Raw genomic sequence first — 18466 nt, forward strand, 5'->3', positions numbered from 1 at the left:
GAACGTTTTCATGTCTTTACGGTGGAAAAAAACAACCGCAGTATCGCTTGTTCTTGCGATGTTGCTTATCGTCATTAGTGGTTGCGGACGCCCTGCGTCGAGTGCCGAGCAAACGCCGGTTCCTGCCGCACCTGAAGGTCCAAACCCTGTGGCAACCATTGAGATGCAGGATGGTCAAAAGATCATTATTGAGCTTTATCCCGAGATCGCGCCCAACACGGTGTATAATTTCATCTCCCTTGCGAATAAAGGGTTCTATGACGGCCTGATCTTTCACCGGGTCATTCCCGGCTTTATGATTCAGGGTGGTGATCCAGATGGAAACGGTTCGGGCGGCCCTGGTTATACGATCAAAGGAGAATTTACTTCCAATGGTCACAAAAATCACCTGAATCATACGCGGGGAATCATTTCGATGGCACGTAAATCGGATAATCTTGATTCCGCAGGCTCCCAATTTTTCATCATGTTAGCGGATGCGGATTACCTGGATAATTCATATGCCACTTTTGGTAAAGTGACCGAAGGTATGGAAGTGGTTGATGGCATTGCTGCTCAAAAAATAGGTGAAGCTGACAAACCCGTTACGGATCAAGTCATGAAAAAAGTCACGGTGGATACTCGTGGTCTGGAATATCCAGAACCAGTAAAAATGCCTTAATGACTTGCTAAACAAACAAAAGCTCTGTCCTGTGCGAAAACGCAAGGCAGAGCTTATTTATTGATTTTAATGATAACGGTTACATATATGACTTTATAAAAAATGACCTCTTCCGGCATCATCCTCAATACATCCATCCCATCAAACGTAACCAGCCGATAATCGCAATCCATAACGGGCAGCTAAAGGCAACACCCCATGCAAGCCCTTTCAGTAAACCACGGTTTACTTCCACGAACAACGACTCCTTTCTCCAGGGAATAGTCGCAGTATCGGTAATAGTATATGATTTTATACCCGAATTCATTCGCCACGCAACTCTCGTTTTCCTGCTTTTGTACCGCAGTTTCATGGAATGCATTACGGGAACCTGATATACTATGACTACTGTACGATAAATGGAACCTGATTCATGTTTGGAAAGGAGATTTTCCTATGGCTAAATTCAAGAAACGTACTCCTGCTCCCAGAGCAGCAGTAGCACAGGATAAACCCACAACACTGAAGGATCTGCTTAGCAGTGATGTGTTGGAGAAGTTGAAAGCTCAGGCGGATGAAGCCAAGGCTGCCGAAGCGGCACTTAAAGAGCAGGAGCGCCAGCAAGCAGAAGAAGCTCGCCGAGCAGAACAGAAGCGCCGGGATAACGACTTCGAATATCTGCTGAATAACAGCGCTATGGACTGGAAGAAACATAAGTAAGCCCGGGCATGATCTGAGGGTGCCTCCTACCTTCTACCTGGCAAAATAATATTGTAAACAGACGGATCATGAAGCTGATCTGCTCACAGAACAGGGCCACAATGCGGTCCTGTTCTTTTTGATATAGACACATATGATTCACCAGTCTTGAGCCGGGTATGTAGAAGTAGAGCGTACAACGATAATCTAACCATACGGAGGGATCAGAGATGACAGAACAACGTTTGGAAGGCAAAGTCGCGATTGTAACTGGAGGTGGATCGGGTATTGGTCAGGCTACCGCTATTCGTTTCGCCGAACATGGAGCCAAAGTGTACATGCTGGATCGTACACCCGAAAATGCGGAAGAAACCAAGCAGACGATTGAAAAGGCTGGCGGAGAAGCGTATGTGATCGAATGTGATATCTCCAAACCTGACCAAGTGCAGAAGGCGATCAATCAGACTGCGGCTGAAGCGGGCAAGCTGGATATCATTTTTGCCAATGCCGGCATCAACGGAACGATGGCTCCGATTGAAACGATGGAAATGGAGGACTGGGACCAGACGATGGAGATCAACATGCGCGGAACCTTTGCAACCGTCAAATATGCCATCCCCCATCTGAAAGAACATGGTGGCAGCATCATAATCACCAGTTCCATCAACGGTAACCGGGTCTTCTCAGGGATCGGATTCTCTGCATACGCTTCCAGCAAGGCAGGACAAACTGCGTTTACGAAGATGGCTGCACTGGAGCTGGCTCGTTATAAAATCCGTGTAAACGCCGTCTGCCCAGGTGCCATCGATACCAACATTGATGATAACACCTACCCGTCCGATGATCTAAAAGAAGTACAGATTCCTGTTGAATTCCCTGAGGGTCATGAACATCCGCTTAAGGGCGAACCCGGAACGTCGAAACAAGTGGCGAATCTTGTGCTGTTCCTCGCTTCCGATGAGGCCTCTCATGTTACAGGTACACGAATTTACGTGGATGGTGCGGAATCTCTGCTCCGTGGATAAAACATATCCATATAAGTTGGCCCAATTCAGGGACAACGCCCAAACATCCCGCAAGCGATCTGATCCGTTCAGATTACTGCGGGATGTTTTATTTATAGGAAGTTTATAATTCGGCGCAGTGGCAATGACAGGAATTATCGCTATACCGCAGAGCTTTTACCTTTTTTCACACGATGGTTAAACCAGTCTGGAAGGGCAAAGAGCAAAACGTACATTAGCGAGAACAAGACTAGCGCAAGTATCTCTTCCCCAAGAATATACATGGGATACGGACCTAGCATATCAAGCACCGAGGGTGTACTTGGTTTATATCTTAGAAACATGTAATTCGCGTCAAGCATGACATCTACAACATATACGACTAGTGCCGCCACATTCACAAATATCATCGAACCTGCTACAGATCTCCAGCTAGGTCGCAGCTGTTCCACCCAGGTCATGTAGAGTAAAGCCAGAATGATACAGGCATGAGCGACGAAAAATTGAATGAATCGAAAATGTGCGTATCCATAACCCAGATTAGGAGTCAGGATGGCCATTAGAGCTCCAGCAATGCCTGCAAACAGCAGTGCAGAATGTAACAGTCGACTGCGTGTCAGCAGTAACAACGCCGATAATAACAAAGACAGACTGCATAGTTCGAGTGGCAGTGACGTCTGTAGGCTCCATACGCCGCCATATATGTACCAGAGCTGCAACACGATTTCACAGCCGAACATGACACAAGCGAGAACAATCCGCAGTGTAAGGCGTGCCCTCTCTGACCAGGATCGAAGATGATGGCGAAGCAAAAACATCAGTACAATTAATGCTGTAATTAAGCTAATGGTTACGATATGTGAAGTGGAGAACAGAATAAAAGGCTCTGCTTCATAAGGGTCCAGCCATGGTGGATACGCCATACCTCTCTTCTCTCCTTTGCGGTCATCTCACCAACAGTATCTCTCTTTACTGTTAACTTTTTCATTTTGCCATTGAATGAAATTGCTGTCCAGTTGGAATTCTAAATAAGCATTGTAATTTAAATATCTTTATGTTAAGATAAATCCAGAACCAAAACAAACGAAAAGTTAGTAACTTTCATAATTGAATATTATATACAGCACACATAATATAATTTAACTAGGAGGAATAATTATGCAAATCAAAGGACTTCACCACGTATCCGCTCTAACAGCACATGCCGATCAGAACTATCGTTTCTACACCAATGTCATGGGTCTGCGCCTGATTAAAAAAACAGTTAACCAGGATGACGTGTCCGTCTACCATCTCTTCTATGGCGATGAGAAAGGTAATCCTGGAACAGAACTTACCTTCTTCGAGATTCCAATGGCTGGACAGACTCGTGAAGGTGTGAACAGTATCTCGGCTACGTCACTGCGTGTTCCAACTGATGCGGCACTTACGTACTGGCAGCAACGTTTTGACGAATTCGAGGTCCCACATGGAGAGATTGTTGAACGCGGCGGTCGTGCCACGCTCTCGTTCTCAGACTTTGAAGGACAACGTCTGATTCTGGTCTCGGATGAAAACAATACAGGTGTTGCGGGTGGTAAACCATGGGATCAGAGCCCGGTGCCTGCCGAATATGGCATTGTAGGCCTTGGCCCCATCCATCTTACGGTAAAAGATGCTTCACTTACCGCTCCGGTTCTTACCGAACTGCTTGGTTTCAGAGCGAAAGGAAGTTACCCTGCCTTTACTCCCGGGCAGCCTGATGTGCTCGTTTTTGAATCCGGTGAGGGTGGTAGCGGCTCCGAGGTGCATGTTGAGGAACGTAATGACCTTGCCCAGGAACGTCCTGGACGTGGCAGCGTACACCATGTTGCGTTCCGCGTGGATAACGAGGAAGAACTGAAACAATGGGTGGAACGGGTCCATAACTTCCAATTCCCTAACTCCGGTTTTGTAGATCGTTTCTACTTCCGCTCCCTGTATTTCCGTGAAGCGAACGGTATTCTGTTCGAACTTGCAACGGATGGGCCGGGATTTGATACAGACGAAGAAATGGAGCATCTGGGAGAATCGCTTGCCTTGCCTCCATTCCTCGAAGGTCGCCGCGCCGAGATTGAAGCCAATCTCAAACCGCTGGATACCGTCATTCGTTAAACCAAAAACGATTATCACCATGTGTATTCTGGACTTGATCCAGCTACATCATTGTTGATAATCGTTTTTTTATTACGTCTATTTTATTTAACCAAGTAAGATGTGGTAAGAGGCACAAACAGCGATGAACCTGGATCTTCCGATACAATCTCGACATAGACAGCGTCTGTACCTTTAACATCCACATCCAGACTCATCATACCGCTTTCTGGAGTGATATTGAACTTTTTGAGTGTCGCGAGATCCTGATCATAGATATGAATCTCCTGATTTCCTGTTAGTGCGGCAAGTTCCAAGTGCAGAGAAGAATACTTTTTATCCGTATTAATCTGGATATCATCCCCCTGTTTCGTAGGATCATTATGCAGATAAACATCCTTGTAATCCTTGCCTTTATATGTGGTATCCTTAGGATCTTTGGTGTGCCAAGCGGTAGAACCCAGTACGGATGTTCCAAGTGCACTCAGCGTTACCTTTCCGTTGGTTACGGGCGCAGATCCATTCGTTTCACCAATCAGGACGGAAGAAGTTGCACCGTCATAATTGATTTCAGTTCCAAGCAGTGTTCCAACCGCACGAACTGGCAAATACGTTGTTCCGTTATACGTGATCGGCAATACGGTCTTGCCGTTAGCATCCTTCGCTGTCACGGTCTCGCCATTCAGTTTCAACGTAATTTTGCTATTCAAATACGCTTTGATCTGCTCCAACCCCGTTGCTGCAAGTGCACCTGTCCCGATCCCAAGCGTTAGTGTGCCTACCATCAAACCCAGAACAACTTTCTTCTTCATCAAAATCCCTCCTGAACGTAAAATGATTTGTCCTTTATACATTTAAACGACTAAAGTGATAATGTCAATTGTTTACTGCATTTTTAGGACATAGTTCCTATCTGTGGGCAGCACAAAACGAGGCTGTATGTCCCATTTTTTTCAGCCTCGTCCTATTCCCTGCTCCCCGTCACGGTAGAAAGGTACATATTTTTTGCACATACTTATCTGGCAGAACTTCACTTGCACCAGGAGAACTTCCCACCCTCGTCACCCCAGTGGGGCTATACGACGATCAATCAAAGGATTCATAATATTCTTCTTCATACACTTCCATGCTGTATTTCACATTCACGGCTTTCCACTCGCCATCTTGATATTCATAAGCGTATGTTAAATCACCAGCATATAAAGCCGCACCGTAAGATCCTGCTGCGGATACGACGAGTTGGCCATTCTCCACGCTGTAATAGGTTACTCCACCGAATACCAACTCTTTGTTATATACGCCGCCTTTCGTATCTTCTTCAATCCGTAAAGGTTCTGCTTGAACACCATCAACAGCGACATCCACATCCACACGGTCTGAGCTAACCGTAACTTTCGATTTCACATGCTGTTTCGCAATCTCATCCAGAGATTGCATCTTCATCTCTTCCAGCGTTACCGGATTAATGATACGTGCTTGTCCCAAATAAATACCTGTTCCATGACCTTCCGTGTACAAAACAATAATTTCTTTCTGGCCGTCGCCATTCAGATCCAGCTCGTGCACTTCGGGTTTGTACGACCCGCCTTCTCCCTGCCAATCACTAAATTCTCTTGTCTTGCCGTTCACTTCCAAAATCATTCCGTTGTATATATATCCTGAACCCTCAACTTTCATAGGGTATAATCTGACGTTCTCATTCTCTGGAGCTACCGAAACGTATTCCTCTTTCACGGGGATCGATTCCTGTGTTGTCTTTGCTGCGTCATGCAGTTTATCTATATTGGAAGCCTCGACCGCTGCGGTCTGGCTGGATGGATCATCTATATTAAGCTGTTTTTGCGATTCATTCATGGTTCTGGCAGCCGAAGTTGTACTTATCGTAGCCACCGCCAAAATAATCATCAGCAGGATACCTGTCCAAGTTTTCAATATACTGGGCTCCTTTATCTGTTGTGATAATCCTATTATATCTTCATTTATCGCCCGCAAGTTGCTAATTTGTTAATCTTTCATAAAATAATCTTTACAAATTTCCGTTTTCACGAAAGAACGTTCGGCTTTAACCAGAATAAGCAAATTTTCATGCCAAAACGGTTCTTAAAAAAGCAAAAAAAATCCCGAACACAGCTTAAGGCTGCATCCGGAATGCTTTGGTTTTGTCCAATAACCGATCGGTTAATTGTCTCAGTTCTTCAGCCGAAGATGAAATCTCCTCCATAATGGCTGTCTCTTCGTGTGCGGCATCCATGATTCGTTTCGCCTCATCCGAGAACGATCCGGCTTTCCCCTGGATCTTCTTCACATGACCATGTGTTTGTTCTACACGTCCAGTCTGTTCTGCAATTTTGGAACCGATATCATGCGCACCCTTCATAAATACTTCCACCGTGCCTGTCAGTTCATGCAATGTCTGATCCACAGAGATGGTCCGCTCCGATTCATTAACCACGAGACCATGCTGCTCATGAGACAGTTGTGCCGTCTCCCTGATCCGCTGCTGCACACGACTAATCAGTTCATTAATACGATGTACCGATTCCTTACTCTCGTCTGCCAGCTTGCGGATCTGCTGCGCCACGACTGCAAAACCAGAACCTTCTTCGCCAGCTCGTGCAGCCTCAATCGAAGCATTCAGGGCAAGTAACCCTGTTTCCTCAGCAATATTTTTGACAGACTGGGTAATTACCTCAATATCAGAAGCTTCCTTCTCCAGTAACAGCATAATGTCGCGTGAACGGTTGTGCGACTCGGCCAGCTCGTCCATGCCTTTCATCAGCGATGAGAAAGTCTGTTTGGTATGATCGACCGATCGTTCCATCTGACCGGACATCTCCGTCATGTCCATGGACTGGCCATGCATACGCTGGAAATCATTCAGCATCTCATCCGCAGTGATCAGAGATTGATGGGAAGTGACCTTCTGCTCTTCTACTCCTACCGCAATATGATCCACCGCTTCTGACATCATCTCGATCTGCTCCGCAGCTTGGGTAATCGCTTCACTAAGCGACTGTGCGTTCTGCGATGTGGTTCGTGTACTATCCGCGATATCGTTTACAATACTTCTAAGATTAGAAACCATTACACGAAAAGCATCATATAATACCGTAAGTTCATCCTGTGTACGCCGCTGCGGAATCTCCGTTGTCAGATCGCCAGATGAAACCTGTTGCGCCGCACGAGACAGATGAACAATCGGACGAGTCAGCCAGCGTGAGGCAAACCACCCGAGAATTCCATTCCAGCATACCCCCATGATCAGGATAATCGATATGTATACCCAATTTGGGATATCTAACGTAATCCAGTCTTTGACAAAAAATATAAAAAAGCCGCTAGTTCCGTACGTAATAATCGAAATCAGTACCAGACCTGCAACAGTCTTTGCTCCTAAAGTCCATTTCATGTGCACACCTCGTAGTCCTTTTTTCCTATTTTACCAATCAAGTACCAAATTTCATGTGATATACATCACTGAAAACGTTCTATCCGCCCCATATTTGCCGTTCACGCATGACTTCTCTACCATGAAGCGCATAATATATAAGACAAGCTTAGCCGCCCCTCCTTATCTTAATAAAATTGAATAATATCCCATTTAATATCCCTAATTTTATTTATTATCGGCACAAGAGGCCAAATGATTTAGATTGGCATCCATTTTGCTTAAATGATATACTGAGTGCGCTTCGGCAATGCCGGAGCTGACCTATTTATTGGATGCCACTGGAGGCGAACGAAATGTCTACTATGTCCACAAGGACGGAGAAAGATTTTATCGGCGAAAAAGAAATTCCGGCTTATGCCTATTACGGCATTCAGACGGTGCGGGCCGTGGAGAACTTCCCGATTACCGGCGTTCCGGTACACCGGGAGCTGATCACAGCTCTGGCTGCGGTGAAAAAAGCAGCGGCAATTACGAATATGGAACTGAAAATGCTACCAAGCAAAATTGGCGAAGTGATTGTCATGGCAGCTGAAGAAATGATGAAAGGCCATCATCTGGATCATTTTATTGTAGACTCCATTCAGGGCGGTGCAGGCACCTCCATGAATATGAATATGAACGAAATTTTGGCCAACCGCGGGCTGGAACTGTTAACCAAAAGCAAAGGAGACTACTTCCATTGCAATCCTAATAATCATGTAAACATGTCCCAGTCTACCAATGACGTGGTACCTACAGCATTGCGCATTGCGGCGTACCAACTGTCGGAGACGTTACTCGCTACCATGAAAAGACTACAGGATGCGTTCCATAAAAAAGAAGAGGAATTCAACGATGTAGTCAAGGTTGGCCGTACCCATCTTCAAGATGCTGTGCCTATTCGTCTTGGACAAGAATTCGGTGCTTATGCCCGCGTCATTGGACGTGATATCGAACGTCTTGAATTCGCCAATCGCCGCTTGCTTACCATCAACATGGGTGCAACTGCGGTAGGTACAGGACTTAATGCGAAACCCGAATATATCGTCAAGGTTACGGAGCACCTGTCTGATGTTACCGGTCTCCCTCTACAAACAGCCGAGGATCTCGTGGATGCAACGCAGAACACGGATGCCTATCTGGAACTTTCAGCGGCGCTGAAGGTATGTGCGGTCAGTCTGTCCAAAATCTGTAATGATATTCGCATGATGGCTTCAGGTCCCCGTGCAGGATTCAATGAACTGCGCCTGCCACCGCGTCAGCCAGGTTCGTCCATTATGCCCGGCAAAGTCAACCCTGTTATGGCGGAAGTCATTAACCAGGTATCCTTCCAGGTGATGGGGAACGACCATACGATCTGTATGGCGTGTGAGGCCGGTCAATTCGAGCTGAATGTCATGGGCCCGGTTATAGCGTTCAACTTGCTGCAATCCCTGAAAATCATGAATAATGGCATCGATGTTTTCACGCGTTATGCAGTTGAAGAGATGGAAGCTAACCGTGAGCGCTGCGAATTAATCATGAAGCAAAGTTTCAGTGTGGTTACGGCATTGAACCCGCATTTAGGTTACAATGTGGCAGCTTCCATCGTGAAGGAAGCGCTCAAAACTGGACTTTCCTTGCAAGAGATTATTCTCGAACGTGGATTGCTGACACCGGAAGAGCTGGAAGAGATTCTTCATCCGGAGCAGATGACCACGCCAGGAATTGCCGGAGAACACTTCCTGCGTAATATGGAACGTTTGTAGGAACTCAGGAAATCTAACGCAGGAACCTATACACCCATAATGCAACAAGAACCCCCGCAGACCGTTCATCCGGTTCGCGGGGGTTTTTGTGTTCAGAGATGATAAGACATCAGCTATTTGATTAAGCCCATCGTTTACGTTCAAGGGAAGGCAGAATCTGAAGTTCCTCCCTGTACTTGGCAACCGTTCTGCGGGAGATGACAATTCCCTCCTCGGCAAGCAGTGTGGTTAAGTGACTATCCGAGTATGGCCGCTGCGTCTGTTCCGTGCGAATGATTTCTTTTAATCTTCGTTTCACCGCTGATGCTGATGTTTTATCCCCTGACGTTGTACGGATTCCCGAGGCAAAAAAAGCCCTGAGTTCATATACACCATATGGCGTGTGAATGTACTTACCACTGACTGCACGACTTACCGTTGATTCATGCATGCCAATCTTCTCTGCAATAACAGCAAGATTAAGCGGTTTTAGCGCGGATGGGCCTTTGACCAAAAAGGGCTTTTGCTCTTCCATCACGGCCGCCAGCACACGCACTAAAGTCCTGCGCCGCAAGTGTACACTCCGAATGATCGCCCTCGCTTCTGCTGCGCGGGTAGCCCAGATGTCGTCAGGCGCCGCTTCCCTGATCCAGCGGATGCACGCTTCATTCATCGATACACGAGGGTTACCTGCCACATGCAGGCTAAAATGGGCCTCACCGTTACGCAACCCTACAATGGCATCTGGAATAATGTAATGCGGTCGTTCCGTACATCCGATGGATCGACAGGGCTTGGGGTCCAGACGTGTAATATAGTCGTAGGCAACCTGAGCTTCCCGTGAAGTCATACCTAATCGACTCCCTGTTCTACCTGGGTGAAAAGGAACCAGTGCTTCCAATCCCGCTTCCACCATCCGCTCCGCATACAGCTCAGCCGATGAATCACGTCTAATCTGGAGCAACAGACATTCCTGCAAATTCCTCGCCCCTACACCAGCAGGGTCCAGCGATTGGAGAAGCTCCAGTCCCGCTGCAATCTTGCTCATCGGCTGCTCAATTACTGCTTGCACCTCTGCCAGTTCAACGGTCAGATAACCATCATCATTGACGCACCCTGCCAAATATACCCCTATATTTTCCACTTCAACTGGAAGTGTCATCACTCGAATTTGGGCAATCAGCAACTGTTCCAGTGTAGGTTCTGCATCTCTGACCTGAAGCAGCGGATCGTAGGAATCATACCCGCGCTGATCCGTTCGCCGTGGAATCCGGGCGAGGGGCGCAGCTTGTTCATCCAGTTCAAGAACCGGATTTTCCTCCGCCGCATCCAGCAAGTAACGAGTCAGATCCTGTCCGGACATGGTTAGCAAATGAAAGGATTGTTTCATCTCCGGCGTGATGGACAGCCGAATACGTTGTTCCTGCACCAACTGAACACCTAACATCCGTTTCCCTCCTTATGCGTTGCAGGGATAATAGCATACTATTCACGCGATTGTAAGCGGAATTTCGTCCGATTATGAGTTTCTGTCTAGTATTTCTCCGATACCAGCTTCGCCTGTGTAAACAGCAGCAGATAGTCTCTTCCACCTGCCTTGGAATCCGTGCCTGACATGTTAAATCCGCCAAATGGATGCGTGCCTACCAGTGCTCCGGTACATTTCCGGTTGAAATACAGGTTACCCGCGAAGTACTCGCGTCTTGCCTGTTCCAGATGTTCACGATTACGTGAGATCACCGCGCCGGTCAGTCCATAGTCGGTATTATTGGCGATATCCAATGCGTCCTGGAAAGATTCGGCTTTGATGAATGCAAGCACGGGTCCAAAAATCTCATCCTGAGCAATCCGGGCTTTGGGGTCCACATCGGCAATTATGGTTGGTTCAATGAAATAACCTTCAACATTCCCTGTACCGCCACCGTGCACAAGACGCCCCTCACCCTTGCCGATCTCAATATATTCCGTGATCTTTGCATATGCCTTGTCATCGATAACGGGCCCGACTTGACTACCTACTTCAAGCGGACTGCCCATCGTCAGCTTCTGTGTCCGTTCAATCACCTTTTGCAATACTTCATCATATACATCCTTATGAATAATGGCACGGGAACACGCTGAACATTTCTGTCCCGAGAAACCAAATGCCGAAGCGGTAATGGACTCTGCCGCGAGTTCCAGATCACTGTCACTGTCTACCACGATGGAATCCTTGCCACCCATCTCTGCAATGACCCGTTTGATCCACTTCTGACCTGGAGCTGTACGTGCTGCACGTTCATTAATTCGCAGTCCTACATCCCTGGAACCAGTGAAACTGATAAACCGGGTGAGCGCATGATCCACCAGATAATCGCCCACTTCACTGCCTGGTCCTGGTAAAAAGTTCACCACGCCATCCGGCAGGCCAACTTCTGCGAGCAGTTCCATAAACTTCGCTGCAATCACCGGAGTTGTGCTGGCGGGCTTTAATACCACCGTGTTGCCGGCAACCAGTGCAGCCGAAGTCATACCTGCCATAATGGCCAGTGGGAAGTTCCAAGGTGGAATAACAATGCCAACGCCCAGCGGTATATAACTCAGTTCGTTATCTTCACCTGCAATCCTAACGAGGGGTTGCGGTTCACTCAGTCGCTGCATATCCCGTGCATAGAACTCCATAAAATCAATGGCTTCCGCTGTATCCGCATCGGCTTCAGGCCAGGTCTTGCCGGCTTCATAGACCATCCATGCGGAGAATTCATGCTTGTGACGGCGCATAATGGCAGCTGCTTTGTACAGATATCGAGCCCGTTCATTCGGATCGGTATGTTTCCAAGTGTGGAATGTCTCCGCCGCTGTCTGAATGGCCTTTTCGGCCAATTCCTGATCTGCCTGATGGATCGTACCGACAACTTGATTCTTGGCCGCCGGGTTCACGGACGTTAACGTGCGGCTGCTTGTTATTTTTTGCCCACCAATAATAATCGGGTATTCCTGCCCAAGTTCAGCTTCTACCTGACGAAGTGCGTCTTCAAATGCTTCCTGGTTCGCCTGGACCGCAAAGGGTGTGAATGGTTCGTTAACAAAAGGGATACTCATGAATGATTCCTCCTTCAGGATGTGGGGTTCGCTGGCTGCTCGCCTGAATTGTTTGGCATGGTACTCATCACCAAATATATGTAGCAAAATCCGTGCCAACTCCGGTTGGAACTGAAATATTTTTCTTGTTAAATTTAACTAATAAAATTCACACTGCCCACTCCGATGACAGAACAACCTTCCGATCGCTGTTATCCCCAGATTTTTTGATTCCTTTTTATAGTGGGAAAATCCGGGGATAAAGGCGAGCGCTCCGCTTCTTCAGGTTCTTTCTGTCCTCTCCGTTTTGTGTAAATGTTTAGTTCAATTTAAATAGATAATTTTCATGAAAAAAAATAGTAGAGCCTCGCCAAATCTGGCACACTTCTTGCTTCTATAAAGGGATACAAAAGCATAATTCAACCGAGCCTGAATCGAATCATGCACAATGCTGAAGGAGGAAACGAAAATGAGTGTGGGAACGGAAATATATCGCAAAACCTTATTGACCGTGGCAGGCAACAAAGCCGTAGAGAACCTGTCCATCAAATATGGCAAGAAGCTTGCAGGCAAGTTTATTGCAGGAAACACTTTGGAAGAAGCGCTTGAAGAAATCCGCATACTCAATAATAAAGGCATCATGGCAACGCTTGATCATCTGGGGGAAGGCATCACCCGCCTAAGCGAAGCGGCATTATACAGGGATGAGTATGTACGATTGGTGGAGGGCATTGCACGTGAAGGGGCAGACTCCAACGTCTCGCTGAAACCAACCCAGATGGGCCTCGCCCTGGACCGGGAGGAAGGCTATCGAAATATCCGTACAGTTGCTGCGCAAGCCAAATTGCATAATCTATTTGTCCGAATTGATATGGAGGATAGCCCATTTACCCAAGCGACGCTGGATCTCGTACGAAGACTGCACGTTGAAGGATTGAACAATACAGGCACCGTATTGCAAGCTTACCTTCATCGTACGGAAGAAGATACGCGTGATATGATTCGGGAAGGCATTCGGCTTCGTCTGGTGAAAGGTGCATATAAAGAACCCGGTTCAGTCGCCTATCAGAATGCTTCTGAAGTCATTCATCAATTCAAAACGATGATTCGCAATCACCTCGATCAGGGTGTATACACTGCCGTGGCCTCGCATGATGATCTCATCATCAACTGGACAAAACAATATGCCAAGGATCGCGGAATTTCGCCAGATGCCTTTGAATTTCAGATGTTATATGGACTGCGCATGAGTGAACAGGAACGTCTCGCCAAAGAAGGCTATCGCATTCGCTGTTACGTCCCTTATGGCACCATGTGGTATCCATACTATACCCGCCGTTTGGCCGAAAAACCGGCTAATCTCTGGATGGTTGTTAAGAACATGTTCCGTTAAACGATAACCATGCTCTCCTGTTTTTTCCGGGAAAGCATGGTTATTTGAGCTGTAAACTGAATCCTCATTGTTTAACACGAGATCCATGCACATGTCTAAAATTTAAGAAACCTCGAATTGAAATGTCTAATATAATGGACACTCCTGCACCTGTTCAACCTCGTTCAATCCCCCAAGCTCCTCTTTCTTCTGGTCTGAGAGCTCTATTTAGCAAAAAAATAAACGTCAGGTTTATTAACATCAAATCCACTCAGAACCTCTAAATTCCAGCAACAGGCAACACTTTTCATCACTTCAATCTACTGTAATCGCATACATCAAAAAGCGAAATCTTATTTATAGAGTTCAACAGCCCAACCTGCCCAATTGATGTCAAAAAATATATACACAACTACAACAGAACGTTATAATATACATAATTTCACATTATTCATTTTGCCTGAGTATATGCTGCAACCGAGGTGATTCTGATGAGACATTTACTACCTGAGCTAAATGCTCTGTTACGAACCAATATGTGTATTCTAGATGAAGCCCTGTATGACGAACACCCACTTCAGTCTATACCATCCGAACTCCATATAGGTACGGACAGACCTGTCTTTATGCGCTGTAATACAGAATACACCTGGTTGTATAGCCAACCTAATAAAACAGTACCATACGGCCGTCTTCCTGTGCCTGTCGTCTCTGCTTCGACCGAACTTGCGGAAGTGATTCCCTTATTTGCTACGAGCCCTCTTCTATTAATAAAGAATGATCAGGGCGAATATGAGGGATATATCTCCGTATCCGATGTTATGCATGCCATGATGCATGCGCATCGCCTAATAGAAGCTTATTTTGAGACCACACTGGAGACAGCGGGTTCAGCTCTGACATTAATTAATGAAGACGCCAAGGTGGCCTACTGGACAAGTGGTGCGGAGCATGTTTTTTCGATTAGCAAAAAAGACATCATCGGACAACCCGCAGCGGACTTTTTTCCCCCAGATCGGCTACAGTCTCTCAAGACGTTGTATACCGGCGAAACCGTCTATCGCAAACAACACCAGCCCCGGCCCGACCTGTTCGCCCTGATTAATGCTCGTCCAGTCCAACTGGATGGACATATTGTAGGTGCAGTTGCGGCAGAAGTGGATATAACAACCGAAATCAGATTACACCAGGAACTCTTACATATGACTTCCAAAGTCCAGCATCTGGAGAAAGCCGTTGCCCGGCTGCGGCCCGAATCAGATCCATTTGCCAGAATTAAGGGCAGCAGCACGGTCATCAAACAATGCATGGAGACCATCCGCAAGATCAGTACCACCTCAGCAACCGTACTGATCCTCGGAGAGAGCGGCACAGGCAAGGAGTTATTCGCCAAAGCCATTCATGATCTTCGTGAATTGCAGACTGCACCATTTATCGCTATTAACTGCGGGGCAATCCCTGCTTCATTGTTTGAAAGTGAATTATTTGGCTACGAGAAAGGTGCATTCTCTGGAGCAGATCCCAAAGGCAAAAAAGGCAAGATTGAGCTTGCCGAAGGGGGCACTCTTTTTCTGGATGAGATCGGTGAGATGCCATTGGAACTGCAAGTGAAGTTGCTTCGGGTGTTGCAGGAGAAGAGTTACTTTCCTGTGGGGGGAACACGTATGAAACAGGCCGACTGCCGGATTATCGCTGCGACCAATCAGAATCTACAGCATATGATTGCCCGCAACCAATTCCGAGAAGATCTCTACTACCGACTGAATGTCATTAACCTTGTTATCCCTCCTTTGCGCTTGCGCAAGGAAGATATATATGAATTAACCCAGACGTTCCTTCAAGAATTCTCATTGCTCTATAACCGTCATATTGAATTGGTTCCACCCGAGGTGTTCAAGTTACTGTTCCTGTATGATTGGCCAGGCAATGTACGTGAACTGCGAAATGTGATCGAACGCCTGACCATTCTGACGACAGATGGTGAGGTGAAGCAGGAATACCTGCCTGATACCCTCACCTCCCTCACCATGCATGAACAGTCCGAAGTTCAACTGACTGGAATTCATTCACATGCCAACAGCGAACATCAACAACGTCAGGACGAATTAGATCACCCGGATGATTCCGAACTGGTCTCTAACGTTACCTTCCAGCAAAAATTGGACACCTATGAGGCGCAACTCCTAATTCAATATCTGAAAGCAGCAGGTGGTAACAAACGAACACTTGCCAAACAACTCGGCATCTCCAGAGCAACGCTCTATAATCGAATGAAGAGGCTTGGTCTATGACCAGCCTCTTCTTGTCGTTATTATCGGTATGGATGAACGAATGGAACCTACAAAATCCGTGCCAAACGGGTCAATGCTGTTCTGAGATGGCGATAGAACGTCGCCCGACTCATGGAACATGTGTGGGCTGCGGCAGTTGGATTGCCAGCATGCGTCCAGTAAGCCGCATATAAGAGGATCTGATCCTGCGGAGATAGGCCATGGACTCTGCCTTCCAACAAATCCATGACATACAGCTGTAACTGGATTCCATCCCTTACTCCTGTAACCCTGCCCACATATTTCTGCAATTCTCCCGGAGATCGAAGATCCCCCAACATCTTGCGAACATCCTGTTCAGTCCAGACTACGTCATCTGCTTCCGTTGTTTCCGGCTGTATCCGATTCTCTGTTGATTCCGGATCAAGCAGAGACATGACCCACTCTCCGAATTGTCCACTACGCAAATCCAAATCAAGTACGTCCGCTTGGTCTTCATATCTGTCACAGACACGAGTGCGGGTTCTTCGCATCCGGAATCCAATACTTTGCAAAAATAGTTTCAGGTGAGGGTTGGTTGCAACGAGCATGGCTCGCGCACCATCACCCAGCAGAGACAGCCGGTCTAGTGCCATGTATCCTACCAGTTCTTCTCGTGAATAACCTGGCACATCTTCTCTTGCCGCAGCCAGCAAAGCAAAGTGCGTATCACTCTGATCCGGATCACTCTCAAGCTCCTGTGGTGTGAAGCATTCATGTATCTCATTTGGAAAATATTTCAGGAGTAACTCACTGCTATCCCTATGTACAAGTACTGTGATAAACATGGCAATCGTCTCGCCGAGCTTGTCACGCATCAATACGATCCCTTCGGGATAACGTTGTGCCAGTTCATCCAGGAAGGGGCCATAGGATAATGCCTGCCATGGTTCCACGCTGTAATCGCACCATTGCTGTAACAAACGCTGTAGAACTGGCAGGTCCTCGCTTCTCATCGGTTCAAGAGGCGAGAACAAGGAATCACGAGACACATCCGCGTATTTACGGTGTTGAAGCATCGATTCCTGACAGAGCAACAGCATCTTACGGGCGATTTGCCTACGCTCATGGCACCCTGCCTGTTCATGCAGCGGTTTCAGTAACTTCGCAATTTTGATACGCATGCTCTGCAACCGATGTGGCTCACGTTGACGGAAATCCCGTAACAGATGCACCCTGGCCATATCATGCAGGGCAAGACCATCCGGGCCGGAACGGATAAACGACATCTGTCTCAGCATATGGTACTCTTCTTTCGTCACGGTCATATCCAATACGGATGATAATAATTCCTGATTGGCTGTCTCAAGCAATGTTAGTACCTCCACCATGGGATGCAGACGAGATGTAGTCAGTTCCAATAATAATCGCGCACTGATCATATGCGACAATTCAGCCCATTCAGATTGCGGAAGATTCCTTCTCTGATCCGCAGCTTCTACAGCTAAGGCCAGCCCCAGTGGATGCCCATCGGTCATTCTCGTAATGGTGCCTGCCATGCCCTGATTCAGAAACCCAGCCACAGTGATATATTCCGCAATCTCATCAACTGTGAAATGTTGAAGCCGCATCTGTATAAATCTCTGATGCAATCGCGGATGTGTTCGCCATGCAGATGCCATTTCCGGGCGTGATGCAAGAATGACAAGTATGCCTCTTAACGGAAGTTTGGATATAAAGACTTCCATGAACCAACTTTCCAGCAGTGCGAGTTCTTCATAATTATCCACTGCCAGGACCAATCGTTTATCGACCGAAGTGTCTTTCAGCAAGCTCAGTGGTCGCGGGTACCCTTCACTATCCAGTGTTTCCAACCCCAATGTCGAGGACAAATAATCCATAAAAACGGAAGGTGTGGCCCCACATGATCGGCCATCCATCCAGATGGCTGTCGCACCTCGATCCCGAGAGACAGATAACATCTCTGAAAGCAAGGAAGATTTACCAATGCCCCCCATGCCCGTAATTGAGAATATAGTCAATGGGGCTTCCGGATGATTGAACCACCGCTCCAGTGCCGTCAGTTCCTTCGTTCGACCAACGAAACGTTTGCCATCCTCAACATATTTGTCGTATTGTGCCTCACTACTGTTTCCCATATATGTCCTCCGTA

At 47.0% G+C, this 18466-nt stretch carries 14 protein-coding genes; 7 read left to right on the forward strand and 7 right to left on the reverse strand.

From position 1 onward, the window contains the following. The first annotated feature begins 10 nt into the window (after nucleotides 1-10). The 3 genes from MHH93_RS09815 (at nucleotide 11) to MHH93_RS09825 (ending at nucleotide 2364) form a co-directional block, all read left to right on the forward strand. The gene (locus MHH93_RS09815; protein ID WP_500053886.1) at nucleotides 11-661 is read left to right on the forward strand and encodes a peptidylprolyl isomerase; all 651 of its coding nucleotides are present in this window, start codon (nucleotides 11-13) and stop codon (nucleotides 659-661) included. Between the two features lie 435 nt (nucleotides 662-1096). Then, entirely contained in the window at nucleotides 1097-1360 is a 264-nt protein-coding gene (locus MHH93_RS09820; protein WP_500053887.1) for a YqkE family protein, read from the forward strand. Nucleotides 1361-1569: 209 nt separating this feature from the next. Further along, nucleotides 1570-2364 carry an SDR family oxidoreductase gene (locus MHH93_RS09825; protein ID WP_500053888.1) on the forward strand — a complete coding sequence of 265 codons (795 nt, stop codon included), beginning with the start codon at nucleotides 1570-1572 and terminating at the stop codon, nucleotides 2362-2364. 140 nt (nucleotides 2365-2504) lie between these two features. On the opposite strand, the gene MHH93_RS09830 is transcribed toward MHH93_RS09825, so the two are convergent. Next, a complete protein-coding gene (locus MHH93_RS09830) occupies nucleotides 2505-3266 on the reverse strand; it encodes a YwaF family protein (RefSeq protein ID WP_500053889.1) in 762 nt (253 codons plus the stop codon). Between the two features lie 235 nt (nucleotides 3267-3501). Here MHH93_RS09830 and MHH93_RS09835 point away from each other — a divergent pair, with 235 nt between their 5' ends. Continuing rightward, nucleotides 3502-4476: a ring-cleaving dioxygenase gene (locus tag MHH93_RS09835; RefSeq protein ID WP_500053890.1), complete on the forward strand. Its 975-nt coding sequence runs from the start codon at nucleotides 3502-3504 to the stop codon at nucleotides 4474-4476. An 83-nt stretch (nucleotides 4477-4559) separates the two neighbouring features. On the opposite strand, the gene MHH93_RS09840 is transcribed toward MHH93_RS09835, so the two are convergent. From MHH93_RS09840 to MHH93_RS09850, 3 genes are all read right to left on the reverse strand, one after another. After that, the gene (locus MHH93_RS09840) at nucleotides 4560-5267 is read right to left on the reverse strand and encodes a stalk domain-containing protein (protein WP_500053891.1); all 708 of its coding nucleotides are present in this window, start codon (nucleotides 5265-5267) and stop codon (nucleotides 4560-4562) included. Nucleotides 5268-5541: 274 nt separating this feature from the next. Then, the gene (locus MHH93_RS09845; protein ID WP_500053892.1) at nucleotides 5542-6387 is read right to left on the reverse strand and encodes a hypothetical protein; all 846 of its coding nucleotides are present in this window, start codon (nucleotides 6385-6387) and stop codon (nucleotides 5542-5544) included. A gap of 199 nt (nucleotides 6388-6586) precedes the next feature. Beyond that, entirely contained in the window at nucleotides 6587-7864 is a 1278-nt protein-coding gene (locus MHH93_RS09850; RefSeq protein WP_500053893.1) for a methyl-accepting chemotaxis protein, read from the reverse strand. A gap of 335 nt (nucleotides 7865-8199) precedes the next feature. Between MHH93_RS09850 and MHH93_RS09855 the strand changes: the two genes are divergently transcribed. Further along, entirely contained in the window at nucleotides 8200-9633 is a 1434-nt protein-coding gene (locus MHH93_RS09855) for an aspartate ammonia-lyase (protein WP_500053894.1), read from the forward strand. Nucleotides 9634-9754: 121 nt separating this feature from the next. Here MHH93_RS09855 and rpoN read toward each other — a convergent pair whose 3' ends face one another. Beyond that, nucleotides 9755-11059 carry an RNA polymerase factor sigma-54 gene (gene rpoN / locus MHH93_RS09860; RefSeq protein ID WP_500053895.1) on the reverse strand — a complete coding sequence of 435 codons (1305 nt, stop codon included), beginning with the start codon at nucleotides 11057-11059 and terminating at the stop codon, nucleotides 9755-9757. Between the two features lie 86 nt (nucleotides 11060-11145). Further along, nucleotides 11146-12693 carry an L-glutamate gamma-semialdehyde dehydrogenase gene (pruA, locus tag MHH93_RS09865; protein WP_500053896.1) on the reverse strand — a complete coding sequence of 516 codons (1548 nt, stop codon included), beginning with the start codon at nucleotides 12691-12693 and terminating at the stop codon, nucleotides 11146-11148. A gap of 448 nt (nucleotides 12694-13141) precedes the next feature. Here pruA and MHH93_RS09870 point away from each other — a divergent pair, with 448 nt between their 5' ends. Then, nucleotides 13142-14065: a proline dehydrogenase family protein gene (locus MHH93_RS09870; RefSeq protein WP_500053897.1), complete on the forward strand. Its 924-nt coding sequence runs from the start codon at nucleotides 13142-13144 to the stop codon at nucleotides 14063-14065. Between the two features lie 470 nt (nucleotides 14066-14535). Continuing rightward, a complete protein-coding gene (locus MHH93_RS09875; RefSeq protein ID WP_500053898.1) occupies nucleotides 14536-16335 on the forward strand; it encodes a sigma-54 interaction domain-containing protein in 1800 nt (599 codons plus the stop codon). Between the two features lie 47 nt (nucleotides 16336-16382). On the opposite strand, the gene MHH93_RS09880 is transcribed toward MHH93_RS09875, so the two are convergent. After that, nucleotides 16383-18452 (reverse strand): nSTAND1 domain-containing NTPase, encoded by a 2070-nt coding sequence (locus MHH93_RS09880; RefSeq protein ID WP_500053899.1) that lies wholly within the window; start codon nucleotides 18450-18452, stop codon nucleotides 16383-16385. Nucleotides 18453-18466 lie beyond the last annotated feature (14 nt).

This window comes from Priestia sp. FSL H7-0729, from assembly GCF_038005685.1.
Taxonomy (GTDB): Bacteria; Bacillota; Bacilli; order Paenibacillales; family Paenibacillaceae; genus Paenibacillus.